Source organism: Azonexus caeni (assembly GCF_048146105.1).
GTDB lineage: Bacteria > Pseudomonadota > Gammaproteobacteria > Burkholderiales > Rhodocyclaceae > Azonexus > Azonexus aromaticus_B.
On sequence record NZ_JBKJAD010000001.1, the window covers coordinates 547681 to 572195 of the forward strand.

21 protein-coding genes and 1 tRNA gene are annotated in these 24515 nt (G+C 65.9%); 15 read left to right on the forward strand and 7 right to left on the reverse strand.

From position 1 onward, the window contains the following. Positions 1-24: 24 nt before the first annotated feature. Positions 25-477: a rhodanese-like domain-containing protein gene (locus tag ACLIIZ_RS02490; protein ID WP_374324875.1), complete on the reverse strand. Its 453-nt coding sequence runs from the start codon at positions 475-477 to the stop codon at positions 25-27. A gap of 49 nt (positions 478-526) precedes the next feature. Between ACLIIZ_RS02490 and ACLIIZ_RS02495 the strand changes: the two genes are divergently transcribed. The 3 genes from ACLIIZ_RS02495 (at position 527) to ACLIIZ_RS02505 (ending at position 3858) form a co-directional block, all read left to right on the forward strand. Next, a complete protein-coding gene (locus ACLIIZ_RS02495) occupies positions 527-1693 on the forward strand; it encodes a cation diffusion facilitator family transporter (RefSeq protein WP_416690617.1) in 1167 nt (388 codons plus the stop codon). Between the two features lie 187 nt (positions 1694-1880). Next, a complete protein-coding gene (glnA, locus tag ACLIIZ_RS02500) occupies positions 1881-3296 on the forward strand; it encodes a type I glutamate--ammonia ligase (RefSeq protein ID WP_416690618.1) in 1416 nt (471 codons plus the stop codon). A 112-nt stretch (positions 3297-3408) separates the two neighbouring features. Continuing rightward, positions 3409-3858, forward strand: coding sequence for a DUF4124 domain-containing protein (locus ACLIIZ_RS02505; protein ID WP_416690619.1), 450 nt, complete (start codon positions 3409-3411; stop codon positions 3856-3858). Here the strand turns inward: ACLIIZ_RS02505 and ACLIIZ_RS02510 are convergent. After that, positions 3850-7002 carry an efflux RND transporter permease subunit gene (locus ACLIIZ_RS02510; protein WP_416690620.1) on the reverse strand — a complete coding sequence of 1051 codons (3153 nt, stop codon included), beginning with the start codon at positions 7000-7002 and terminating at the stop codon, positions 3850-3852. The two genes, ACLIIZ_RS02505 and ACLIIZ_RS02510, sit on opposite strands and share 9 nt — an antisense overlap. 1 nt (position 7003) lies before the next feature. Next, positions 7004-8092 carry an efflux RND transporter periplasmic adaptor subunit gene (locus tag ACLIIZ_RS02515; protein ID WP_416690621.1) on the reverse strand — a complete coding sequence of 363 codons (1089 nt, stop codon included), beginning with the start codon at positions 8090-8092 and terminating at the stop codon, positions 7004-7006. An 87-nt stretch (positions 8093-8179) separates the two neighbouring features. On the opposite strand from ACLIIZ_RS02515, the gene glnL reads away from it, so the two are divergent. The 7 genes from glnL to ACLIIZ_RS02550 are packed head-to-tail and all read left to right on the forward strand — an operon-like array spanning position 8180 to position 16210. Continuing rightward, on the forward strand, positions 8180-9241 hold the full coding sequence (gene glnL / locus ACLIIZ_RS02520; RefSeq protein WP_416690622.1) for a nitrogen regulation protein NR(II): 1062 nt from the start codon (positions 8180-8182) through the stop codon (positions 9239-9241). Positions 9242-9285: 44 nt separating this feature from the next. Further along, positions 9286-10698: a nitrogen regulation protein NR(I) gene (gene ntrC / locus ACLIIZ_RS02525; protein ID WP_416690623.1), complete on the forward strand. Its 1413-nt coding sequence runs from the start codon at positions 9286-9288 to the stop codon at positions 10696-10698. 10 nt (positions 10699-10708) lie between these two features. Then, positions 10709-11503, forward strand: a complete 795-nt coding sequence (locus tag ACLIIZ_RS02530) for a biotin--[acetyl-CoA-carboxylase] ligase (RefSeq protein ID WP_416690624.1) — start codon at positions 10709-10711, stop codon at positions 11501-11503. After that, entirely contained in the window at positions 11500-12228 is a 729-nt protein-coding gene (locus ACLIIZ_RS02535; RefSeq protein ID WP_416690625.1) for a type III pantothenate kinase, read from the forward strand. Before ACLIIZ_RS02530 ends, ACLIIZ_RS02535 begins: the two co-directional genes overlap by 4 nt. A gap of 3 nt (positions 12229-12231) precedes the next feature. Next, the gene (locus ACLIIZ_RS02540; protein ID WP_416690626.1) at positions 12232-13536 is read left to right on the forward strand and encodes an HD-GYP domain-containing protein; all 1305 of its coding nucleotides are present in this window, start codon (positions 12232-12234) and stop codon (positions 13534-13536) included. Then, positions 13517-15196 (forward strand): EAL domain-containing protein, encoded by a 1680-nt coding sequence (locus ACLIIZ_RS02545; RefSeq protein WP_416690627.1) that lies wholly within the window; start codon positions 13517-13519, stop codon positions 15194-15196. Before ACLIIZ_RS02540 ends, ACLIIZ_RS02545 begins: the two co-directional genes overlap by 20 nt. A 27-nt stretch (positions 15197-15223) precedes the next feature. Further along, the gene (locus ACLIIZ_RS02550) at positions 15224-16210 is read left to right on the forward strand and encodes an SPFH domain-containing protein (protein WP_416690628.1); all 987 of its coding nucleotides are present in this window, start codon (positions 15224-15226) and stop codon (positions 16208-16210) included. Between the two features lie 8 nt (positions 16211-16218). Here ACLIIZ_RS02550 and ACLIIZ_RS02555 read toward each other — a convergent pair whose 3' ends face one another. Next, positions 16219-16863 carry a glycine-rich domain-containing protein gene (locus tag ACLIIZ_RS02555; protein ID WP_416690629.1) on the reverse strand — a complete coding sequence of 215 codons (645 nt, stop codon included), beginning with the start codon at positions 16861-16863 and terminating at the stop codon, positions 16219-16221. Beyond that, positions 16863-18314: an NAD-dependent succinate-semialdehyde dehydrogenase gene (locus tag ACLIIZ_RS02560; RefSeq protein WP_416690630.1), complete on the reverse strand. Its 1452-nt coding sequence runs from the start codon at positions 18312-18314 to the stop codon at positions 16863-16865. The genes ACLIIZ_RS02555 and ACLIIZ_RS02560 overlap by 1 nt, the downstream gene beginning before the upstream one ends. A 62-nt stretch (positions 18315-18376) precedes the next feature. Here ACLIIZ_RS02560 and ACLIIZ_RS02565 point away from each other — a divergent pair, with 62 nt between their 5' ends. After that, positions 18377-18868: an NlpC/P60 family protein gene (locus tag ACLIIZ_RS02565; RefSeq protein ID WP_416690631.1), complete on the forward strand. Its 492-nt coding sequence runs from the start codon at positions 18377-18379 to the stop codon at positions 18866-18868. A gap of 55 nt (positions 18869-18923) precedes the next feature. Continuing rightward, positions 18924-19000, forward strand: a tRNA-Arg gene (locus tag ACLIIZ_RS02570). A 56-nt stretch (positions 19001-19056) separates the two neighbouring features. On the opposite strand, the gene ACLIIZ_RS02575 is transcribed toward ACLIIZ_RS02570, so the two are convergent. Then, a complete protein-coding gene (locus ACLIIZ_RS02575; RefSeq protein WP_416690632.1) occupies positions 19057-20226 on the reverse strand; it encodes a multidrug effflux MFS transporter in 1170 nt (389 codons plus the stop codon). 267 nt (positions 20227-20493) lie between these two features. Here ACLIIZ_RS02575 and ACLIIZ_RS02580 point away from each other — a divergent pair, with 267 nt between their 5' ends. From ACLIIZ_RS02580 to ACLIIZ_RS02590, 3 genes are all read left to right on the forward strand, one after another. Beyond that, positions 20494-21528 (forward strand): TRAP transporter substrate-binding protein, encoded by a 1035-nt coding sequence (locus tag ACLIIZ_RS02580; RefSeq protein ID WP_416690633.1) that lies wholly within the window; start codon positions 20494-20496, stop codon positions 21526-21528. A 66-nt stretch (positions 21529-21594) separates the two neighbouring features. Further along, positions 21595-22113, forward strand: a complete 519-nt coding sequence (locus ACLIIZ_RS02585) for a TRAP transporter small permease (RefSeq protein WP_416690634.1) — start codon at positions 21595-21597, stop codon at positions 22111-22113. Further along, positions 22113-23438, forward strand: coding sequence for a TRAP transporter large permease (locus ACLIIZ_RS02590; protein ID WP_416690635.1), 1326 nt, complete (start codon positions 22113-22115; stop codon positions 23436-23438). Before ACLIIZ_RS02585 ends, ACLIIZ_RS02590 begins: the two co-directional genes overlap by 1 nt. A gap of 45 nt (positions 23439-23483) precedes the next feature. Here ACLIIZ_RS02590 and ACLIIZ_RS02595 read toward each other — a convergent pair whose 3' ends face one another. Beyond that, positions 23484-24356, reverse strand: a complete 873-nt coding sequence (locus tag ACLIIZ_RS02595; RefSeq protein WP_416690636.1) for a helix-turn-helix domain-containing protein — start codon at positions 24354-24356, stop codon at positions 23484-23486. Positions 24357-24515: the final 159 nt, after the last annotated feature.

Below are 24515 nucleotides of genomic sequence, written 5' to 3' on the forward strand. Positions count from 1 at the left end.
CGGACGGCCGCGCAGAAACTCGAATTATCCCTGATGCCAGGGCAGGCCGGCGCGCCGCCAGCCGCCGACGGTGTTGCGATGGCCCTTGGCGTCCTTGTCGCCCTCGAAGCCTTCGAGCACGTTGTAGCAGTTGGTGTAGCCGGCGTCGCTGGCGGCTGCGGCGGCGCCGATCGAACGGACACCACTGCGGCAGATGAACATGAGCAGCGCTTCCGGATCGACCTGGCGGCGCAGTTCGGCGAGGAAATGCGGATTGCGGGTGCCACCCGGGTACTGGTTCCATTCAATCTCGACGGCGCCGGGAATGCGGCCGACCCAGTCCCATTCGGCTCGCGTCCGCACGTCGACCAGGCGGGCGCCCGGGGCGTGCTGCAGGAGCTCGTAGGCTTCGGCCGGCAACAGCTCACCCTGATAGGGACGTTCCAGGCCTTCGGCCCGGGAATGCGCGATGTCGAGAATGTCGCTGAGTTTGCCCATGGTGGATCGCTGCTAGAATCTTGGCCCTACAGTATATAGGACAGACCCGATGGGAAAAGTGGATTCCGGGCCGCCGGGCAGTGCTGCGGACCGTGCCGGCGAGGCACAGAAGGCGACCTGGATCAGCGTGCTGGTCAACCTCGCGCTGACCGTCGCCCAACTGATCGTCGGTTGGCTGGCGCACTCGCAATCGCTGGTGGCGCACGGCTTGCACTCCTTTTCCGATCTGTTGTCCGATTTTCTCGTCATCTGGGCCAGCCGGCAGAGCGTGGTGCCCGCCGACCGCGCTCACCCCTACGGCCATGGCCGCGTCGAGACGGCGGCGACGCTGGCGCTCGGCGTCTCTCTGGTGCTGATCGGCGCCGGTATTCTGTGGGATTCCTCGATGCGCCTCGGCGAACATGGCAGTCAACCGGCGATCGCCATGCAAGCTTTCTGGATTGCCGTTTTCACCGTTGTCGCCAAGGAAGGCCTCTACCGTTACCTGATCAGGGTTGCCGAGAAACTGCGTTCCCAACTGCTGACCGCGAACGCCTTGCATACCCGGGCCGACGCGGCGTCGGCGCTGGTGGTCGTGGTCGGCATCGGCGGCGCGCTGCTCGGTTGGGGCTTCCTCGACCTGCTGGCGGCGGCGTTGATGGGCTTCATGATCCTGCGCATGGGCGGCAAGCTGGCCTGGGAGGCGATCGAGGAGCTGATCGACACCGGGCTCGACGAAGCCCGCGTCACGGCGATCCGCAACACCTTGTGCGCGACGCCCGGTGTGCTCGACCTGCATGCCCTGCGCACGCGGCGCATGGCGCACCAGGTGCTGGTTGATGCGCATGTTCAGGTCGATCCGCGGATCAGCGTCTCGGAAGGGCACCATATCGCTGAATCGGCGCGGGCGGCCGTGCTCAGGGAGCACCCGGAAGTACTTGATGTGCTGGTGCACGTCGATCCCGACGATGATGTCGAGCCCGATCGTTCGGCGCTCGGCCTGCCCGGGCGCGAATCGCTGTTGCCCCAACTGGCGCCGCTGCTCGTCGATCTGCCGGCGCCGGATCGGATTGTCCTGCACTATGTCGGAGGTCAGGTCGAGGTCGATCTCTATTTTGCCCTGGGTTCTCTGGCCGGCTGTGCTTCGCTGTGCGAGATGGAGTCGCGTCTGGCCGAGCGCTTGAAGGCGGTGCCGGTGGTGCACGCGCTGCGCCTGAATTGCACGGCGGCACCATAGTGGTGCCGTCTATCCCTGAATGCACAAAAACGGTGCGTGCATTTGCCTATATTCCCTGCCAGTCCCTTGTGGCACAATGAAAAACTTCGCTCGGGACCCTTGGCATGCTTTCTGCTATCTCTCAGGCGCTGGATTTTGAATGGCGCCGGCCCGGCCGGCATCCTGTTTTCTTAGGAGACTAACGCGTATGGCAACCCCGCAAGACGTGATCAACATGATCAAGGAAAACGACGCCAAGTTCGTCGATTTCCGCTTCACCGACACCCGTGGCAAGGAACAGCACGTTACCGTGCCGGTCTCCGCTTTTGACGAAGACAAGTTCGAAAACGGCCATGCCTTCGACGGCTCCTCGATCGCCGGCTGGAAGGGTATCCAGGCTTCCGACATGCTGCTGATGCCGGATCCGGCCACCGCCTACGTCGATCCCTTCTTCGACGAAACCACCGTCGTCCTCTCCTGCGACGTCGTCGATCCGGCCGACGGTCGTGGTTACGACCGCGATCCGCGCTCGATCGCCAAGCGCGCCGAAGCCTACCTGAAGTCCTGCGGCGTCGGTGACACCGCCTACTTCGGTCCGGAACCCGAATTCTTCATTTTCGACGGCGTCGAATGGTCGGTCGACATGTCCGGCTGCAACCTGAAGATCCATTCCGGCGAAGCCGCCTGGAAGTCCGGCGAAGCCAACGACGGCAATGGCTCCTCCGGCCACCGTCCGGGCGTCAAGGGCGGCTACTTCCCGGTTCCCCCGGTCGACAGCCTGCACGACATCCGTTCGGCCATGGTTCTCACCCTCGAATCGCTGGGCGTGCCGGTCGAAGTGCACCACCACGAAGTGGCCAACGCCGGCCAGTGTGAAATCGGTACCGTGTTCTCGACCCTGGTCAAGCGTGCCGACTGGACCCAGATCCTGAAGTACGTGGTGCACAACGTTGCCCACCAGTACGGCAAGACCGCCACTTTCATGCCGAAGCCGATCGTCGGTGACAACGGCTCGGGCATGCACGTGCACCAGTCTATCTGGAAGGACGGCAAGAACCTGTTCGCCGGTGACCAGTACGCTGGCCTGTCGGAAACCGCCCTCTACTACATCGGCGGCATCATCAAGCACGCCAAGGCGCTGAACGCGATCACCAACCCGGGTACCAACTCGTACAAGCGTCTGGTCCCGCACTACGAAGCGCCGGTCAAGCTGGCCTACTCGGCGAAGAACCGTTCGGCTTCGATCCGCATCCCCTTCGTCGCTTCGACCAAGGCCCGTCGTATCGAAACCCGCTTCCCGGATCCGATCGCCAACCCCTACCTGTGCTTCTCGGCGCTGCTGATGGCCGGTCTGGACGGTATCCAGAACAAGATCCACCCGGGCGACCCGGCTGACAAGAACCTCTACGACCTGCCGCCGGAAGAGGATGCCAAGATCCCGACCGTCTGCGCTTCGCTCGAGGAAGCCCTGGAAAACCTGGACAAGGATCGCGAGTTCCTGACCCGTGGCGGTGTCTTCTCCAACGACTGGATCGATGCCTACATCGCCCTGAAGATGGAAGAAGTGAACAAGATCCGCATGACCACGCACCCGGTCGAGTTCGATCTCTACTATTCCTGCTGATATCTCGCCGGAATCAGGAAGGGCGGGGGTTTCCCCGCCCTTTTTTTGTTCACTTTTCGGCAAGTCGCTCGTTTACTCCGGTACACTGACCCGGTTTCCAGGAAGCATGACGATGACACGCAAGCTGCTAATTCTCTCCCTGGCGCTGGCACCGCTGGCGCTGTCGGCCCAGACCATCTACAAGTGCACCGATGCCGGCGGCGGCGTGCTGATCTCCAACAGCCGGGTCAACAAGAACTGCCAGGCGATCGTCAGCGAAGAGCACAACACGATCCCGGCGCCGCGCAGCGCCCCGCGCGCCGCCGGTAACCCGACCCCGGCGGGTTTCCCGCGTGTCCAGGAAGACACCCAGAAAGCGCGTGATGGCGACCGTCGCCTGATTCTCGAACAGGAACTGGCCGGCGAGCAACGCAAGCTGGAGCAGGCGCGCAAGGAACTGGCCGAACAGGAAGCCGTGCGCACCGGCAATCCGGCCGAACGGACGGCACCCTACCGCGACCGCGTTGCCCAGCACGAGCGCAACCTGCAGGCGATCCAGAAGGAACTGGGCGGACTACGCTGAGGCGGCGGTCTTGCCGACCTTGTACCAGGCGGCGTAGAGCGCCGGCAGGAAGAACAGCGTCAGCGCAGTGGCGACGATCAGGCCACCCATGATGGCGATCGCCATCGGTCCGAAGAAATCGTTGCGCGACAGCGGGATCATTGCCAGCACCGCTGCTGCTGCAGTCAATACGATCGGCCGCAGGCGGCGCACCGTCGATTCGACGATTGCCTCGCAACGGGCGCGGCCGCTTGCCAGGTCCTGCTCGATCTGGTCGACCAGGATCACCGAGTTGCGCATCACCATGCCGAACAGGGCGATCGTTCCGAGCAGCGCCATGAAGCCGAAGGGCTGGTTGAAGACGAGCAGGAAGAGGGTGATGCCGATCATCCCGAGCGGCGCGGTGAGCAGCACCATGACGACGCGCGAGACGTTCTGCAGCTGGATCATCAGGATGGTGACGACCGCCAGGATGAACAGCGGCAAACCGGCGCTGACCGAGTTGCCGCCCTTCGCTGATTCCTCGACCGAGCCGCCGGGAACGATGCTGAAACCAGCGGGCAGGCGCTGGCGCAGGCTGTCGATGGGGCCTTGCAGATGGTCGACGATGGTCGCCGGCTGCGTCGTGCCGTAGAGGTTGGCGCGCACGGTGATGGTCGGCACGCGGTCGCGGCGCCAGACCAGGCCGGGTTCGAAGACCGGCGTCAGGCGCGCGATCTGCGACAGCGGCACGCTGCGCCCGGCGGGCGTCGGCAGCATCAGGCCGGCGAGGGCGGCCGGGTCGTGGCGTTCCTTGTCGCCGCCGCGCAGGACAACCTCGATGCGCTTGCTGCCTTCGCGCAGTGCGCTGACGCTGTAGCCCTGCAGCGACATGGCGAGCAGGGCGGCGACGTCCTGGCTGGAAACGCCGAGCAGGCGCGCCTTGTCCTGGTCGATGTCGACGGCGATCGTCTTCGACAGCTCGTGCCAGTCGAAATTGACGTTCGACAGCCGTTCGTCGCTGCGCATGATGGTCGCCACTTCCTCGGCGATGCGGCGCAGCGCGGCGATGTCCTCGCCGGCCACCCGGTATTGCACCGGGTAACCGACCGGCGGCCCGTTCTCGATCCGCGCGACGTTGGCGCGAACCCCGTCGGGCGCCTGCCGGTAATGGGCGATCAGGCGTTCGCGCAGGGCTTCGCGGGCCGCCATGTCGCGTGTTTCGATGATGAACTGGGCGACGTTGCTGGCCGGCAACTGGCGGTCGAGCGACAGGAAGTAGCGGGGAACGCCGCTGCCGATCCACGAGACGTAATGGGAGAAATCGTCGTGGCTGGCGCGGTCGGCCTCCAGCCAGCTTTCCAGCGCCCGCGCGGCGTTTCCGGTGGCGGTCAGCGAGGCGCCTTCCTGCAGGCGCAGTTCGACGTTGAGTTCGAGTCGGGTCGAGTTGGGGAAGAACTGCTTCTGCACCTTGCCCATGCCGAAGATGGCGAGCACGAACAGCAGCAGCGTGACGCCGATCACCAGCCAGCGATGATCGACGCAGAAGCCGACGAAGCGCCGGAAGCGCTGGTAGAACGGCGTGCCGTAAACATCGTGATCGACCGGATGGGCCGGTCCGTAGGCGCCGAGCCGGCGTGCCAGGCGGTCGAGGCGCGGCCAGCGCGCGGCGAGCCGGCCGGGCGTCTGCGCCGCACGCGGGTCGGGCAGCAGCTTGTAGCCGAGCCAGGGAATGGCGATGACGGCGGCCAGCCAGGAAATCAGCAGGGCGATGGCGTTGATCTGGAAGAAGGCGAAGGCGTATTCGCCGGTCGACGACTTGGCCAGGGCGATCGGGATGAAACCGGCGACGGTGACCAGGGTGCCGGAAAGCATCGGGCCGGCGGTGCTGGTGAAGGCGAAGGAGGCGGCGCGGGTGCGCTCCCAGCCCTGTTCCATCTTCACCCACATCATCTCGACGGCGATGATCGCGTCGTCCACCAGAAGGCCGAGCGCCAGCACCAGCGCGCCGAGCGACACCTTGTGCAGGCCGATGTCGAGGCTGTGCATGGCGAGGAAAGTGGCGGCAAGGACCAGCGGGATCGAGACGGCGACCACCATGCCGGTGCGCAGGCCGAGGCTGATGAAGGTGACGGCGAGGACGACGATTACCGCCTCGGCCAGGGCCTTGACGAAGGCGTCGATCGAGCGCGTCACGGCGGCTGGTTGGCTGACCGCCTCGTGGATGTCGACGCCGACCGGCAGCGTTGGCCGCAGGCTGGCGAGCTTCTGCTCCAGCGCCTTGCCCAGGGCGATGATGTCGCCGCCCGGCGCCATGGCGACGCCGATGACCAGCGCCGGCTTGCCGGCGAAGCGGACCTGGATGCCGGGCGGCTCGCTGGTGCCGCGGTGCACGGTAGCGATGTCGCCGAGCCGGAAGCTGCGGTTGTTGCTGCGGATCAGGGTGTCGGCCACTGCCTGTTCGCTGGCGAAGGCGCCGCTCGGCCGCAACTGGATGCGTTCGTCGTCCATCTCGAAGAAACCGGCGCCGTTGACCGCGTTCTGCTGCGCCAGCGCCTGGCCAATGGCGCTTGGGGCAATGCCCAGCGTCGCCAGCTTGGCGTTGTCGATATCGACGAAGATCTTCTCGTCCTGGATGCCGAAGATGTCGATCTTGCCGACGCCCTTGACCGGCAGCAGCGCATCGCGGAGGCGTTCGGCCTGGTCCTTGAGCAGCGGGTAGTCGAGGCCTTCGCCGGTGACCGCGAACAGGTTGCCGAAAACGTCGCCGAATTCGTCGTTGAAGAAGGGGCCCTGGATGCCTTCGGGCAGGGTTTGGCGGATGTCGCCGATCTTCTTGCGCACCTGGTAGAAGATTTCCGGCATCTGCGCCGAACGGTAGCTGTCCTTGGCGAAGAAGATCACCGTTGCTTCGCCGGCGCGCGAATAGCTGGTCAGGCGGTCGACCGAAGGCAGTTCCTGCAGCTTTTTCTCGATCCGCTCGGTCAGTTGCTGTTCCACCTGCTGCGCGGTGGCGCCCGGCCAGTAGGCCTGGATCACCATCGCCTTGAAGGTGAACGGCGGGTCTTCCGCCTGGCCCAGGCGGCCGTAGGCGACAATGCCCATCAGGGCAAGGGCGAGCATGAAATAGCCGACCAGCGTCCGGTGGTGCAGCGTCCAGTCGGACAGGTTGAAGCGCTGGCTCATCTCAGCGCTGCGCGGCAGGAGCCGGGGCGGGGCGGGTGACCACCGCCTGGCCCTCGATCAGTTGCGAGATGCCGGCGATCACCACCGCTTCGCCGCCGCGCAGGCCGCCGACGATCTCGGCGCCGTCGGCGCGGAAGTTGCCGACGCGCACCGCTACCCGGCGCAGCTTGCCGGCCTCGACGACCCAGACGAAAGGCCCCTGGCCGTTGTCGCCGACCGCCGCCAGCGGCACTACCAGTGCGGCGACCGGCGCCGCGTCGAGGCTGACGCTGGCCGTCATGCCCAGCATCGCCTGCGCTGGCGCTTCCAGCAGGCTGATGCGCGCCGGGTAGGTACGCGTCTGCGGGTCGGCGACGGCGCCCAGCTCGCGCAGCTTGCCGGCGATCGCCAGCTCGGGCGCCGACCACAGGCGGACGGTGATCTTTTCGGCCTGGCGCAGCGAGGCGACGCGGCCTTCCGGCACGGCGACCAGGACTTCCTTTTCTTCCGGGCGGGCGATGCGCAGCACCGCTTGGCCGGCGCCGACCACCTGGCCCGCGTCGGCGAGGACGGCGGCGACGACGCCCGGGAAATCGGCGCGCAGGCTGCCGTAGTCGGCCTGGTTGGCGCTGATGCTGCGCTGCGCGCGGGCTTGTTCGAGGCGCGCCTGGGCGGCGTTGAGGGCATGCTGGCGGGTGTCGAAGGCGGCCTGGCTGACGAACTTGCGCGCCAGCAGGCCGGCGTAACGCTCGCGTTCGGCGCCGGCGGTCGCGACTTCGCTCTCGGCGGCGGCGACCTGGGCGGCGGCAGCGCTCGCCGCGAGTTTCAGGTCCTGCGGATCGAGACGGGCCAGGACTTGGCCGGCACGGATTTCGCTACCGGCATCGACAAGGCGCGCCTCGATCTTGCCGCCAACCCGGAAAGCCAGCTCCACCTCGTGCCTGGCGCGGACCTCACCAGTCAGCTGCATGCCCGATGATGGTGCGGCTGTGGCAATATGCACCATGACGGTGCGCTTGTCTTCTGTGCGCTCCGGGGCTTTGCCGCAGGCGCCCAGGGAAGCCAGCACGGCGAGCAGCAGCAAGCGGGAGGCGCGGATGGCGACGGTCATGGCGCAGACGGGAAAAAGGAGTTCCAGGATGATAATGAACAGCGGGTCATTAAAGCAAGCAAGGCAGCGTAGTTGCGGGGGCGTCGCATGGGCGTGACCCACGCCAATTTCGCCGGGCTCGATCTCCTGGCGTCGGCGGTATTGCTGATCGACGACGACCAATGCATCCGCTACCTCAACCCGGCTGGTGAAAACCTGCTCGCGGTCAGTAGTCGGAGCGTGCTCGGGCGGCGCTTGAGCGAGGTCTGCAAGTGCTCGTCAACACTGCAGTCGGCGATCGACAACGGTTTGCAGAACAACTGGGGCTACACCGGCCAGAACATCGCCCTCGGCCGCGCCGACGGCGAAACCCTGCACCTCAACTGCACGGTGACCCCGTTGCGCCCGGACATCGCCGCCGGCATGCGCCTGCTGCTCGAACTGCAGCCGATCGAGCACCACCTGGCGGCGACGCGCGAGGAACGCCTGCTCGAACAGCAGCAGGCCAACCGCGAACTGATCCGCAACCTGGCGCACGAAATCAAGAATCCGCTCGGCGGCATCCGCGGCGCGGCACAACTGCTCGAACACGAACTCGGCAACCCGGCGCTCAAGGAATACACCCAGGTCATCATCAAGGAGGCCGACCGCCTGCAGGACCTGATGCAGCGCTTGCTGACGCCGCACCGGGCGATGCTGCCGACGACGGTGAACATCCACGAAATCCTCGAACGGGTGCGCAGCCTGCTGATGGCCGAGTTTTCCGAAGGCCTGAAGATTCGCCGCGACTACGACATCAGCCTGCCCGAGCTGGTCGGCGATCGTGAGCAACTGATTCAGGCCGTCCTCAACATCGCCCGCAACGCGGCGCAGGCGATGGCCGGCCAGGGCGAGATCGTCCTCCGCACGCGGGCGCTGCGCCAGGTGACGCTGGCCAAGAAGCGCTACCGCATGGCGCTGGAACTCAAGGTCATCGACAACGGGCCGGGCATCCCCGAGGACATCCGCGAGCGCATGTTCTATCCGCTGGTCTCCGGGCGCGAGGGTGGCAACGGGCTGGGGCTGACGATCGCCCAGAATTTCGTCCAGCACCATCACGGCAGCATCGACTGCTACAGCCGTCCGGGGCAGACGGTATTCACCATCCGTTTGCCCATCGAGCCGGCCTGAGTCTTGCTATACGGATTGGACAAGCAAAGAGAACGAGGCATGACATGAAACCGGTATGGATCGTTGACGACGACCGTTCGATACGCTGGGTGCTGGAAAAGACCCTGTCGCGCGAAGGCATCGCGTTCGAGAGCTACGCTTCGGCGAGCGAGGCGATCGCCCGCCTGGAAAGCGGCGAGGACGCGCCGCAGGTGCTGGTCTCGGACATCCGCATGCCCGGCCAGTCCGGGCTCGACCTGTTGCAGGAGGTGAAGAACCGCCACCCCGGCGTGCCGGTCATCATCATGACCGCCTATTCCGACCTGGAAAGCGCGGTTGCCGCCTTCCAGGGCGGCGCCTTCGAATATCTGCCCAAGCCCTTCGACGTCGATCAGGCGCTGGAACTGATCCGGCGGGCGATCGATGAATCGATGCACCAGAGTGGTGCGGCCGAGGAAGAGGGGCTGGTGCCCGAGATTCTCGGTCAGGCGCCGGCGATGCAGGAAGTCTTCCGCGCCATCGGCCGCCTCGCGCTGTCGCACGCGACCGTGCTGATCACCGGCGAATCGGGTTCCGGCAAGGAACTGGTGGCGCGCGCGCTGCACCGGCACAGCCCACGTGCCGAGCGTCCCTTCGTGGCGATCAATACCGCGGCGATTCCCAAGGACCTGCTCGAATCCGAGCTCTTCGGTCACGAGCGCGGCGCCTTCACCGGCGCCCAGGCGCAGCGGCGCGGCCGTTTCGAGCAGGCCGAGGGCGGCACGCTGTTCCTCGACGAAATCGGCGACATGCCTTCCGAACTGCAGACCCGCCTGCTGCGCGTGCTGTCGGACGGGCACTTCTACCGGGTCGGCGGGCATTCGCCGATCAAGGCCAACGTCCGCGTCATCGCCGCAACCCACCAGAACCTGGAAAGCCGGGTCAAGGACGGCCTGTTCCGCGAGGATCTCTTCCATCGCCTCAACGTCATCCGTATCCGCCTGCCGGCGCTGCGCGAAAGGCGCGAGGACATCCCGCTGCTCACCCGCCACTTCCTGCAGAAGAGCGCACGCGAACTGGGTGTCGAACCGAAGCGCCTGTCCGAGGGCGCGCTCAAGTATCTTTGCGGTCTGGAGTTCCAGGGAAACGTCCGGCAACTGGAAAACCTCTGTCACTGGTTGACCGTGATGGCGCCAGGGCAGCAGGTCGAAGTCGGCGACCTGCCGAGCGAGTTGCGCGAGGCGCCGCCGCAGGTGCTGGTCGGCGATTGGGAAAAGGCGCTGGAAGGCGAAGTCGACCGCTTGCTGGCGCGCGGCGTGCCCGACGTGCATGGCCTCTTGTCGCAGAGCTTCGAGCGCATCCTGATCTCGCGCGCGCTGGCCCACACCGGCGGCCGCCGCATCGAGGCGGCGCAGGCGCTGGGCATCGGCCGCAATACGATCACCCGCAAGATCGCCGATCTCGGCATCGACGGCGGCAAGGAGGCGGCGGGAGAGTAAAATCTTCCGCATGCCCCTGATCGATCCTGTCCTGTTGAAAGCGCGGCTCGGTCCCCTGGCCGGCCGTTTCGACGTCGATGCGCTGGCCGAGTGCGACTCGACCAGCAGCGAATTGTTGCGCCGCGCCGAGCGTGGCGCGCCCTCCGGTAGCGTCATCGTCGCCGACCGGCAGCTTGCCGGTCGTGGCCGGCGCGGGCGTAGCTGGTTATCGAGCGCCGACGGCTGCTTGATGTTTTCCGTCCTCTGGCGCAGCCAGCGCGGCCTGGCCGGCCTCGGCGGCCTGTCGTTGGCGGTTGGCGTCGCCCTGGTGCGGGCGCTGGAACGCCTGGGCGCCAGCGGCGTTCGCTTGAAATGGCCGAATGACGTGCTGCTCGCAACCCCTGCCGGTGACGCCAAGCTGGCCGGCATCCTGATCGAGCTGGCTGGCGGCCGGCGCGAGGCGCAGGTCTGCATCGGCATCGGCCTCAACCTGCAGACGCCGGCAGGCGAGTTCGCGCAGCCGGTCGCCGGGCTGGCGCAGGCGCTGCCGGCACTGCCCGAGCGTCATGATCTGCTGGCGACGATCCTCGTTGCCTTGCTCGGTGTACTCGACGACTTCGCCGAGTGCGGCTTTGCCGCCGTCAAGGACGAGTGGCAGGCGCGCCATGCCTGGCAGGACCGGGCCGTGCGGTTGATAGAAGATGGCTGCGCCGAGCGCAGCGGCATCTGCCGCGGCGTCGCCGACGACGGCGCCTTGCTGCTGGAAACCGCTACCGGCTGCGAGCGCATCCTCGCCGGCGACGTCAGCCTGCGGGTAAACGCATGATCCTCTGCATCGACAGCGGCAACAGCCGCATCAAGTACGGCCTGTGGGACGGCGTGGGCTGGTGTCGCAGCGGCAGTTGCGCGCAGGCCGACGGCGACGCCCTGGGCGAAATCCGGGGCGAGTGGCCGATGCCGCGCCGCATCATGCTCGCCAATGTCGCCGGTGCCGGCGCCGAGGCGGGCATCCGTGCCGCGCTCGGCGATTGGGGCGTGCGGCTCGAGGTGGTGCGAAGCACGGCGCAGGCCGCCGGCGTGCGCAACGGCTATCGCGATCCCGGTCGTCTCGGTGTCGACCGCTGGTGCGCGCTGATCGGCGCCCGGGCGCTCCGGCCGGGGGCGCTGCTGGTAGTGATGGCGGGCACCGCGACGACGATCGACGCGCTCGATGGCGACGGCAATTTCCTGGGCGGTCTGATCCTGCCCGGGCAGCAACTGATGCTCGGTGCGCTCGCCCGCGATACCGCCGGTTTGCCCTTTGCCGCCGGCGAACATCGCGCTTGGCCGCAATGCACCGACGACGCCATCGTCAGCGGTGCCATCGAAGCGCAGGTCGGCGCCATCGAACGGGCCTGGTCGCGACTGCCGGGGAACGAACGGCATTGCCTGCTGTCCGGTGGTAACGCCGGATTGTTGCAGCCTTTCCTTGCCATGAGCATGGTGCGGATGGACAATCTACCCATGTACGGGCTCAAGGAACTGGCCCGCGAAACGTCCAGAGAGACCTGATCCATGGAAATCATTCCGGTTGCCGAACTGAAGATCGGCATGTTCATTACCGAACCGGACTGTCCGTGGACCGAGTTTTCGTTCGCCTTGCAGGGTTTCATCATCAGCAAGCCCGAGCAGGTCGAGATCTTCCGCAAGAAGTGCCGTTTCGTGCAAATCGACCGCTCGCGCTCGCTGAACGAGCACTTCGTGGCGCCCAAGGAGCGCGTCGATCGCCAGTTGCAGGCGGCGCCCTTGAGTGGCGCCGGCAGCCAGGAAGAAGACGTTTATGGCGAGGTCCAGCCGCTGAGCGCGGAACAGGTCGTGCTGCGCCAGCGCCGCCGTCGCTTCCTCGAACTCCTGCATGGTCAGGAAGGCGACGAACATGTCCGTTCGCTGACCCGCGAACTCGACTACATCGAACCGCGCTACGACGATTTGCTCGAAGCCTTGAAGCAGACCTTCCGCAACGTCACCGCGGAAATGCAGTTCGATTTCGCCAACGTCCGCGAAGGTGTGCGCGACATCGCCGGCAGCCTGAAGCGCAATCCCGACGCCGTGATGTGGCTGCTGCGGCTGAAGAGTCTGGATCAGTACAGCTTCGACCATGCCATGGACGTCGCGGTGCATGCCTTGCTGCTCGCCGGACATATCGGCTGGCGCGGCCAGCAACTGCTCGAACTGGGGATCGCCGGGCTGCTGCAGGATGTTGGCAAGACCCAGGTGCCGTCCGAAGTACTGGCCAAGAAGGAAGCCCTGACCGAGGCGGAGCGGCAACTGGTGCGCTCGCACGTCGCCAGTTCGCTGGAAATCCTGACCACTCAGGGCAAGCTGCCGGGCGAAGTGCTGCAGATCGTCTCCCGCCACCACGAGCGCTGGGACGGCAGCGGCTATCCGCGCGGCCTGCGCTTCGAGCGCATCGGCCTGGCCGCGGAAATCGCCGGCCTGGTCGATGCCTTCTGCGCGATGCTGCGCAACAAGCCGTACCGCAACGCAATCGGCCACCAGGAAGCGCTCGAGGAATTGTTCCAGCAGCGCGGCAAGCAGTTCAACCCGGTGCTCATGGAGCAGTTCGTGCAATGCGTCGGGCTCTACCCGATCGGCGTGCTGGTCGAGTTCGAATCGGGCGAGGTTGGCGTGGTGATCCAGCAGAACCGCGTCCAGCGCTCGCGGCCGCGCGTGCTGTTGATGCTCGACCACGACAAGCAGCCGGTCCGTGATTTCCGTCTGGTCGACCTGCGCCAGCCGGAGCTGGCCGCCTTGCGTATCGCCCGGGCGCTGCCGAACGATGCCTATGGTCTGTCGTCGCATGACTACTACCTCGGCTAGCCCGGAATCGCTGATCGATTTTGCCGCCTTTGATCTGGGTGAGGACGACCTGCGTTCCCTGGCCAGTCTGGCGTCGCTGTGGAAGTCGTCGGTGACGGCGGAATGCGCGCGTAGCGAGCCGGACGCCGCGCTACAGCATTTCATCGAACTGACAGTCGCGCTGCCCGGCGAAATCGCCGATTCCGACTGGCAGCAGCGCTGGATCCGTGCCTGGCACGAACTGCTGGGCCGGGGTTACGGCCAGGTTGAAATCCTGCGCTGGTTCTTCAATATCGTCGATGCCTGTGAAAAGATCCTGCTCGGCGGGCGCGACAGTGTTGGCCGGGTGCTGCTTTCCCTGGTCGGCACCCTGCGCCGCAGCGTCATCGCCGCCATCACCTGCGTGCTGGAAGTGGATGAACTGGCGCAGCAGGAAGCGGGCGGCCTGCCCGGCGAACTGGCCGCCCTGCGTTTTTTGCGCGAACTCCTGCAGGGCGGCCGGGTAGTTGGCCTGCTCTCGGTCTCGCTGGCCAACCGCGACTCCTTCACCTACCTCGACGCCAACGACCTGCAGCGCCTGCCGGCGACGCTGGCGCGGCGGATGAGGCGCCATCTGCGCGAGGAGGACCGGGTCTTTGTCGGTCGCGAAGGCGAGTGGCTGGTCGTCCTGCCCGACGTCAAGGTGATGTCGCAGCCGACCCTGGCCGCCGCCCATCTCGAACGGATGTTTGGTGAGCCGGTGCCGCTGTTCAGTGGTCGCAAGGTCATGGTGCGGTCGACCATCGGTGCCGCGCTCCTGCCCCAGCACGGAGCGAGCGCCGAGACGGCCCTGCACGCCGCCCGCCTGGCGCGCTGGGGCGCGCAGGGACGACGCCAGTCCTTTGCCTGGTTCGATGCCGGTTTTGCCGAAAGCTGGCAGCAACGTCACGAGCTGGCCGAGGAGTTGCGCGAGGCCCTGTTCCAGGAAACCCTGGAACTGCACATTCAACCGCAGAACGACTTGGCCGACGGCCACTGTATCGGTGGCGAGCTGCTGTTGCGCTGGCGGCACGAACGAACCGGCTGGGTGCCGCCGCCGCTGATCATGGAAATGATCGAGGAAAATGGCTGGCGCCTGATGTTCAACGACTGGTTGTTGCGTGCCGCGATGCGGGCGGCCGCCGAACTGGAAAAGGCCGGCATCGGCATCGGCCTCTCGTTCAACCTCACGGCTGCCGACATGCTCGATGACGACCTGCCGGAGTTCCTCGAGCAGAACCTGCTGACCTGGCGCATTCCCGGCGAGCGCTTCACCCTCGAACTGACCGAGTCGGCGCTGATGTTCGACCGCGCCAAGGGCTCGTCGATCATGCACCGGCTGCGCAAGCTGGGCTGCCGGATCGCCCTCGACGATTTCGGCACCGGTTATTCCTCGCTCAGTTATCTGGTCAGCCTGCCGCTCAATGAACTCAAGGTCGATCGTTCCTTCGTCGTCGCCATGCTCGATTCGGCGGACAGCCTGCGCGTCGTCAGCACCATCGTCGACCTTGCCCGCGATCTCGGCATGATGCCGCTCGCCGAGGGCATCGAGGATGAACAGCAGCGCGTCCAGTTGCTGGCGCTTGGTTGTGTGGCGGGGCAGGGTTATCTTTACGCGCAGCCGATGACGGTCGAACAGTTCATCGTCTGGTATCACAGCTAGCGGCAGCACTGAACAAGGGAGCGGCAGATGTCACTGGGAACTTTCTTCAGCAAGCAGTTCATCGACGTCCTGGAATGGACGGAACCCGGCGACGGCACGCTGCTCTGGCGTTACCCGGTGGCCGACCGGGAGATCCAGAACGGCGCCAGCCTGACCGTGCGCGAAGCGCAGGCCGCATTGTTCGTCGATGAGGGGCAGATCGCCGACAGCTTCGCTCCCGGCCGCTATCGGCTGACCACGTCCACGCTGCCCTTGCTGACCAATCTGCGCCACTGGGACAAGCTGTTCGCATCGCCGTTCAAGAGCGACGTCTATTTCCTCTCGACCCGGCGCCAGATCGACCGTACCTGGGGCACGGCGACGCCGGTGACGATCCGCGACCGCGAATTCGGCGCCGTCCGCCTGCGCGCCTACGGCACCTACGCCTACCATGTCGCCGAGCCGGCGCTCTTCTTCCGCCAGGTCTCCGGCAGCGCCGAGCGCTATGAGCGCGACGAACTGGAAGGCCAGTTGCGCAGCCTGCTGGTCGCCGGATTGAGCGACCTCTTCGCCCAGTCGGCGATTCCCTTCCTCGATCTGGCCGCCAACCAGGCGGCGCTGGCGCAGGCGATGCAGGCGCGGGCGGCGGCGGCCTTCGGCGAACTCGGCCTGCAGCTCGATACCCTGGTGCTGCAGAATTTCTCCCTGCCCGACGAACTGCAGAAGGTGCTCGACCAGCGCATCGCCATGGGCATGGTCGGCGACCTGACGCGCTACACGCAGTATCAGGTGGCGAGCAGCATTCCCGACGCGGCGCGCAACGAAGGCGGGCTGGCGGCGATGGGCGCCGGTCTCGGCTTCGGCCAGATGGTCGGCCAGGCGGTAGCCGCGGCAACGCCGGCGGCACCGGTTGCGCTCAGTGCCGACGAGGTGGTGGCGACGCTGGAAAAACTGCACGCGCTGGTCGGCAAGGGCATCCTGTCCCAGGAAGAATTCGACGCCAAGAAAGCGGAACTGCTGAAGAAGCTCGGCTGAGCGCGGCGTCAGTCGCCGCCGCAGCCACCACCGCAACCGCCGTCGCTCCCTCCGTCGCTGCTGCCCGAATCGCCGCTGCAGCCGCTGCTGCAACCGATGTGGCTGGCACAAAAGCCGTCGCGGCCGGTGCCACCGGCGGCCAGGCAATCGAGCCGATAGACGAAGCCGCCGGCAATGCCCAGCGTGGCGTCGAGTGCGAACAGGCGGGGCAGGCGCTGCGGCTGCTTCGGGTCGATCCCCTCGTGCGCGCAAGCCAGCCGCCAGGCGCGTTTGAGTCCTTCGCCGGCGGCCGTTGGCGTGCGCATCGCCTCGGCCGGCGTGTGATGCAGGAAGCGGCCGAAGGCACGCTGGCAGAACTGCCGGTAGTGGCGGGTGAACAGGATGAACTCGTGCCAGGCATCGTCGACCGCCTGCGACGGCATCGCCACCATGTGCCGGCCGGCGGCGTTGCAGATCAGGAAGTAATCGCGCAGGCCCTCGCACACTTCGCGCCGCTGGCCGGCGTCGAGTTCCGGCCGGCGCGCCGCCAGGCGGCGGTCGAGTCGTTCCTGCAGCGGAAACTGTTCGATGTACGCCGCCCGCCCGGCCTGTCGCCACTTGCGCCAGGCCAGGCCGAGACCGAGCAGGACGGCGGCGAGCAGGATGAACTTCATCAGCGCACGTCGAAGCAGAGGTATTTGACTTCGAGGTATTCCTCGATGCCGTACTTCGAGCCTTCGCGGCCGATTCCCGACTGCTTGATGCCGCCGAAGGGCGCCACTTCGTTCGAGATCATCCCGGTGTTGACGCCGACCATGCCGTATTCCAGCGCCTCGCCGACGCGCCAGCAGCGGCCGACGTCGCGGGTGAAGAAATAGGCGGCGAGGCCGAACTCGGTGTCATTGGCCAGCGCCACCGCTTCTGCCTCGGTGTCGAAGCGGAAAAGCGGCGCCAGCGGGCCGAAGGTTTCCTCGCGGGCGACGCGCATCGCCGGCGTCACGTCGGCCAGCACGGTGGGCTGGAAGAAGTTGCCGCCGCGCTCGTGGCGGGCGCCGCCGCACAGCACGCGGGCGCCCTTGGCGATGGCGTCGGCGACGTGGGCTTCGACCTTGGCCAGGCCGGCGGCGTTGATCAGTGGCCCCTGGGCGACGCCCGCTTCGCTGCCGGCGCCGACCTTGAGCTGGGCGCTGCGCTCGGCGAAACGGGCGGCGAAGGCTTCGTAGATGCCCGACTGGACCAGGAAGCGGTTGGCGCAGACGCAGGTCTGGCCGGTGTTGCGGTACTTGGCGGCGAGCGCACCTTCGACCGCTGCCTCGACGTCGGCGTCGTCGAAGACGATGAAGGGGGCGTTGCCGCCCAGTTCGAGCGACAGTTTCTTGACGGTCGGCGCGCACTGCGCCATGAGCAGCCGGCCGACCGCGGTCGAGCCGGTGAAGGAGAGTTTGCGCACGGTCGGATTGGCGCACAATTCGCCGCCGATCGCCGCCGGTTGGCCGGTGACGACGTTGAAGACGCCGGCCGGAAAACCCGCCTGCTCGGCCAGCGCGGCCAGCGCCAGGGCGGTCAGCGGCGTCGCCTCGGCCGGTTTGACGACGACCGTGCAGCCGGCGGCGAGCGCCGGCGCCACCTTGCGCGTGATCATGGCGAGCGGAAAATTCCACGGCGTGATCGCGGCACAGACGCCGATCGGCTGCTTGACCACCAGCAGCCGGGTAGTCGACGCCGGGCTGGGAATGCTCTCGCCGTAGGTGCGCTTGCCTTCCTCGGCGAACCATTCGACGAAGGAGGCGCCGTAGATCGTCTCGCCCTTCGCCTCGAGCAGCGGCTTGCCGCCTTCGGCGGTGATCAGGGCGGCGAGATCGTCGGCATTATCGAGGATCAGGCGGTTCCAGTTCTGCAGCAACTGCCCGCGGCGGCGAGCGGTGAGCGCCCGCCAGGCCGGCAGCGCGGCGTCGGCGGCGGCGATCGCGCGCTGCGTCTCGGCGGCGCCGCAGCAGGGAACCTCGGCGATGCGCTCGCCGCTGGCCGGATCGACGACGCTCAGCGTGGCGCCGTCGTCGGCGCCGACCCATAGACCATCGATCAGGTTGGCGGTGCGCAGGAGAGTCGGGTTCTGCAAGTTCATGGGCTTGAAAAATCCTGTAAAAACGTTAAGTTACGAATAACTTCAAGAAAAGGCTTTAAGCGATGCGTCGATTTTTCTGCTGGTTGTCGCTGCTCGTCTGCCTGGCGCTTGCTGCCTGCGGCAGTCCCGGACCACGCGGTGGATCAACTATAACCCAGGCGCCGCGGGCGGTCAGCGGGCAAGCCAGCGAGGTCGTCATGCTGGCCATGGGGCTGATCGACACTGGTTACCGCTTCGGCGGCAAGAACCCGGAAGCTGGCCTCGACTGCAGCGGCATGGTTGCCTACGTGTTCGACAAGGCGGCCGGCGTCAAGGTCAGCGGCAGCGCCGCCGACATCGCCCGGCGCGGCCGTGCCGTCGGTCGCCACGAACTGCAGCCCGGCGACCTGGTCTTCTTCAACACGATGAACCGCCCGTTCTCGCACGTCGGCATCTACATCGGCGAGCAGCGCTTCGTGCACGCGCCATCGACCAACGGCCGGGTGCGCATCGAACGTCTCGACAGCGAATACTTCGCGAACCGCTACGAAGCCGCGCGCACCCTGCTTGATTGAATACACTGCGAGTCATGGACGCGCTTCCGCCGATGAGGTTACAATTGCGGCCTTTCCGCCCGTAGCTCAGCTGGATAGAGTACTGCCCTCCGAAGGCAGGGGTCGTGCGTTCGAATCGCGCCGGGCGGGCCAGAACATCCAATGGGTTAAGTCTTTCCGACTTAACCCATTTTTGTTTGCTGACTGCCCTAATGCTCCAGGCGCAGTGTCCCCTTGCGTTGGCCGCGGCGCAGCAGCAACCACTGCAGGAGGCCGGTGCTGGCGGCGAGCAGGGCGAGCGGCAGCACGCTGTCGTGCAGCAGGAGGCCGACCAGGTTGCTGATGGTCAGCGCGCCGATCATGCTGACCGCCCCGAACAGCCCGGCCGCGCGTCCGGCGGAGCCGGGAAAGGGCGCCAGCGAGCCGATCTGGGCGCAAGGGAAGATGATGCCGTGCGAGAACATCGACAGGCATTGAAAGGCGACCAGCAACCACCAGTTCATCACTCCCGCCAGGCAGCAGGCGAGGAAGGTCGCAGCGGCCAGCGCCATCACCGTGCTGCCGGCAAGCAAGGTTCTTTCCGTGCCCAGCACTGCGAGCAGACGGCGGCAGAGGAAGGCACCGGCGAGATAGCCGGCGCAGCCGCTGGCGAAGCAATAGCCGTAATTGGCGGTCGATACGCCGAGCAGCTCGATCAGCACGAATGACGAGCCGGAGATGAAGACGAAGATGTTGCTGTAGCTCAGGGTGCCGGCCAGCGCATAGCTGCGGAAGACCGGGTGGGTGAGCAGGCTGCGATAGCCGGCGGCCTGCCCGCTGGCGCCGGAGAGTGGCGCTTCCTGCCAGCGCCAGGCCAGCGCCAGGAGCAAGGGAACGACGCAGGCGAGGAAGACGAAGGCGGCCTGCCAGCCGAAATGGACTTGCAACTGGGCGCCGATCACCGGTCCCGAGACGACGGCGAAAGCCATGTAGCTCGATGCCTGGGCCAGCTTGGCGGCGCCGATGGCCGGCGGGTAGAGGTCGCGGATCAGGGCGCGCGCGGCGACGATCGCGGCGCAGCAGCCGCAGGCCTGGGCGAAGCGGGCGCCGATCAGCAGATAGATGCTCGGTGCCAGGGCGCAGGCCAGGCTGGCGAGCAGGTAGACGCTCAATCCGCCGAGCATGACGCGCCGTCGACCGAAGCGGTCGGACAGGGGGCCGCCGAGCAACTGGGCGAGACCGAAGCCGACCGAGAAGAAGACCAGGGTCTGCTGGACCAGGATTTTCGGTGCCGAGAAGGCCTCGCCAAGCCGCGGCAGCGACGCTAGATAGAGGTCGGTCGATAGCGGCTGCAGCATCAGGCAGCCGGCGATCAGGAGGATCAACTGGCGTTCGTTCACGAAGATTTCCGGAAATTGGTCCGCGCCAACTCTATCCGTCGCCGGTGATTTGCCCTATGCCATAAACCGACTAGGTGCTATTCCGCATTTGACTAACTGCTTCCGTCGATCATGGAATGGTGAATAAGTATCGCAATATTCAATACCTGATATGGCTTTGCCTCCCTAGGCGGGGGCGGGCGGCATTGACGACAATCCGGAGCGCTAATGGGCATTCTAGCGGTGTGTTTTTAGCGACTCGATAACACTGACTTACGGAGACAAAACATGAAAGCCAAACATCTGCTGGCGCTTGCCGCCCTGTCCACGCTGATTCCCGGGGCCGTCCTGGCCCAGGAAGTTGTCCTCAAGGTTGCCCATTTCGTGCCGCCGACGGCGCCGGGTCATACCAAATTCATCGCTCCCTGGTGCGACAAGCTGGCCAGCGAATCGGCCGGCCGCATCAAGTGCCAGATCTATCCCGCGATGCAACTGGGTGGAACGCCGGCACAATTGCTGTCGCAGGTCCGCGACGGTGTTGCCGACGTGGTGTGGACGCTGCCGGGATATACCCCCGGTCGTTTCCCGGTGACCGAGGTGTTCGAACTGCCGTTCATGACCCGCGAGCAGGAAGGCTCCTCGCGCGCGCTCTGGGATTTTGTGCAGAAGAACACCCTGAAAAGCGAATTTGCCGGTCTCCACCCGCTGGCGACCTGGGTGCCCGGCCCTTATACCCTGCACCTGCGGGCTGCCCAGCCGAAAGTCATGGCCGACCTCAAGGACATGAAGATCCGCAGCTCTTCCCGTCTCACCACCCGTCTTTTGTCGGCGCTCGGCGCCAGTCCGGTCGGCATGCCGGTGACGCAGATGTCCGAGGCCCTGTCCAAGGGGGTGATCGAAGCGACCATGCTGCCCTGGGAAGTGGTGCCGGCGATGAAGGTGCATGAGCTGACCAAGTTCTCCGCCGAGTTCGGCGGCGACCACACGCTGACGACGACGACCATGGTTTTCGTCATGAACAAGAAGAAATACGACAGCCTGCCCGCCGACCTGAAAAAGGTCATCGACGCCAACAGCGGCCGCGAGACCTCGGCCTGGGTCAGTGGCCAGTTGAAGAGCGCCGACGCCGCCAGCCGCGCCGCGACCCTGAAGAACGGCAACACGATCTACCAGATTCCGGCGGAGGAGACCGCCAAGTGGAAGAAGACTGCCAGCACGGTCAACGACGAATGGGTCAAGGAGATGTCGGCCAAGGGCGTCGATGGCAACAAGCTGCTCGCCGAGGCCAACGCCCTGGTCGATCACTACGCCGATAAAAAATAATCCGCGGATGGGGTCGGCGGCAGGTCTGTCGCCGGCCCGCAGTCGGTGATGGATGCGGAGAACGAGATGGCTGAAGTAATGGATGAGCCCGTGGCGCGCCAGTCGGGCGCCGTGGGGTGGGTGATAGAGAAGCTGTGTCAGGCGATGGCGATCATGGCCGGCGCGGCCTTCGTGATCGAGATGCTGCTGTCGGCGGTGAGCGTGATGTTGCGCGCCTTGATCGGGCGGGGCGTCGCGGGAGATTTTGAACTGGTCCAGGTGCTGTCGGCAATGGGGATCGCCTTGTGTCTGCCCTATTGTCAGCTACAGAAGGGGCACGTCTTCGTCGATTTCTTCACCCTGTGGGCGCCCGCGCTACTCAAGCGGTTTCTGGATGCCGTTGCCGCCTTGCTGCTGGCGGCCTGTTCCTTCTTCCTGGCCTGGCGCATCTGGGAAGGGATGGCTGACTTGCGTGAATACGGCGAGGCGACGATGGTGTTGAACCTGCCGATCTGGTGGGGCTACATCCCGGTGGTGCCGGCTTTCGTGATGCTTGGTGTCACAGCGCTGTACACCGCATATGGTGAATTGCGGGGGAGAGCATGATGAGTAGTACGACAATCGGCCTGATCATGGGCGGCGTCATGATGTTCTTCATGGCGGCGCGTATCCCGGTCGGGATCACGATGTTCCTGACCGGGGCCATCGGCTATGTCTGGGTGTCCGGCCTCGACCCCCTGCTCGGCTTCCTGAAGAATGCTCCCTACGGGCGCTTTTCGCTGTACGACCTGTCGGTGGTGCCGCTGTTCCTGCTGATGGGCCAGTTCGCCACCCACGGCGGCCTGTCGCGTTCCCTGTTCAAGGCCGGCAACGCTTTCATCGGCCACTGGCGCGGTGGCATGGCGATGGCCGGGACGGCCTCCTGCGCCGGCTTCGGCGCGATCTGCGGTTCCTCGCTGGCAACGGCGGCGACGATGGCCCATGTCGTGCTGCCGGAACTGCGTCACCACCAATACAATAACTCCCTGGCTGCCGGCTCGCTGGCGGCGGGAGGGACGCTCGGCATCCTGATTCCGCCGTCGGTGCCGCTGGTCATCTACGGCATCCTCGCCGAGCAGAACATCGCCAAGCTGTTCCTCGCCGCCTTCGTGCCGGGGGTGCTGGCCGCGATCGGCTACATGGTGGTGATCTCCATCGTCGCCCACCTGAATCCGGGTGCCGCCGGTCCGGGCTCGCCGCGTCACTCCTGGCGCGAGCGCCTCTTGGCGCTGGTCGAAACCTGGCCGGTATTGCTGGTCTTCCTGGTGGTGATCGGCGGCATCTACGGCGGTTTGTTCACGCCGACCGAAGCGGCTGCCATCGGCGCCCTGGCAACCGGGGTCGTCGCCTGGAAATCCGGCGGCCTGAAGGGCAAGGGGCTGCTGGAGTGCTGTTTCGGCACGGCCAAGGGAACCGGCATGATGTTCCTGATCCTGCTCGGCGCCGATACCCTCAACTCCTTCATGGCGATTTCCCAGCTTCCCGCCGAGGCGGCCAACTGGGTGCAGCAGATGGGTTTCGGGCCATGGACGGTGTTGCTGGCGATCATCGTCGTCTACCTGCTGCTCGGCTGCGTCATGGACAGCCTGTCGATGATCCTGCTGACCATCCCGATCTTCCTGCCGATCATCCTGGGCATGGATTACTGGGGGCTGAGCGCCGACGACAAGGCGATCTGGTTCGCCATCGTCGCTCTGGTCGTCATGGAGGTCGGGCTGATCACGCCACCGGTCGGGATGAACGTCTATATCATCGGCGGCATCGCCAAGGACATCCCGATGGCGACCATCTTCCGCGGGGTCATGCCCTTCCTCGCCTGGGATGTCCTGCGCATCGGCATACTGCTGCTCTTCCCGAGCATTTCCCTGGTGGCGCTGCGGGTCTTCGGCTGAGCGGCCATCCCGCATTACCGGACGGCCGCCCTGGGCGGCCGTTTTTCATTGCCGGTTGCGACCGCGGAAGCTGCCCGGAGAATGTCCGCTCAGGCGCTTGAAGAAGCGGCAGAAATACGGCGGGTCGGAAAATCCCAGTTCGTAGGCCAGCTGGGAAACCGGAACGCCGGTGTAGATCAGCCGGCGCTGGGCTTCCAGCAACAGGCGTTCCTGAATCAGGGCGAACGCCGTGCGACCGAAGCGTTTCTCGCACAGGCGGTTGAGCCGGCTTTCGCTGAGGTTGAGCTGGCGGGCGTAGCTGCTGACCGGCCAGTGGTCGAGATAGTGCTGCTCGATCATCTGGCGAAAGCCTTCGGCCGTTTCGCGCATGCCTTCGTCCGGTTGCGCGTCTGCCTGGCGCAGCGTGGCGCGCACCAGGAGCAGCAGCAGCGAGCGCACCAGCCAGACGTAGAGCGTCGTGCTGCCGGCGCCCGGGTGCGCGAACTCGGCCTTGATCTGCTCGAGGATGCCGTGGACGCGGGCCGCCGTATCGTCGCGCGTCAGGGCGAGGACTTCGGCGCTTCCCCGCAGCACCGAAAACATCTGGCTGCCGTCCGGCGAGGCGCTGGCCAGTCCGGCGGCGTCGAGGGTCAGCACGCAGCCCTCGGTGCCGGGCTGGAATTTGAAGGCATGGATGACGCCCTCGGGAATGACCACGGCAAACGCGGCGCCGTAGTCCTGTTCCTCGCTGTCAAGGCGGATGCGTGCGCTGCCGGAAAAAACGAACAGCAGTTGCAGCAGGCCGTTGTGTACATGGGTGTCTATCTGCCAGTTGCGCGCCGCGCTACGCGCCGAGATTTCCTCGACATGCAGAAACTCGCGGACGGTTTCGCGCTGGCGTTCCCCGTAGAGCGAAAACTCGGGAACCAGAATGCTCATGGTCGTTGCTGTCCTCTCGTTTCTGACAGGTTGTTGCTGGAATAGTGCAATCGGTTCCGGTGCTCGGGCGGGGGGTGGCCGGGCCTGGCCGAAAACCGAGGCTGTGCCTTGGTTTGATCTTCCTGGCGCCGCATCAGGAACGCAATCAACTTTTTCTAT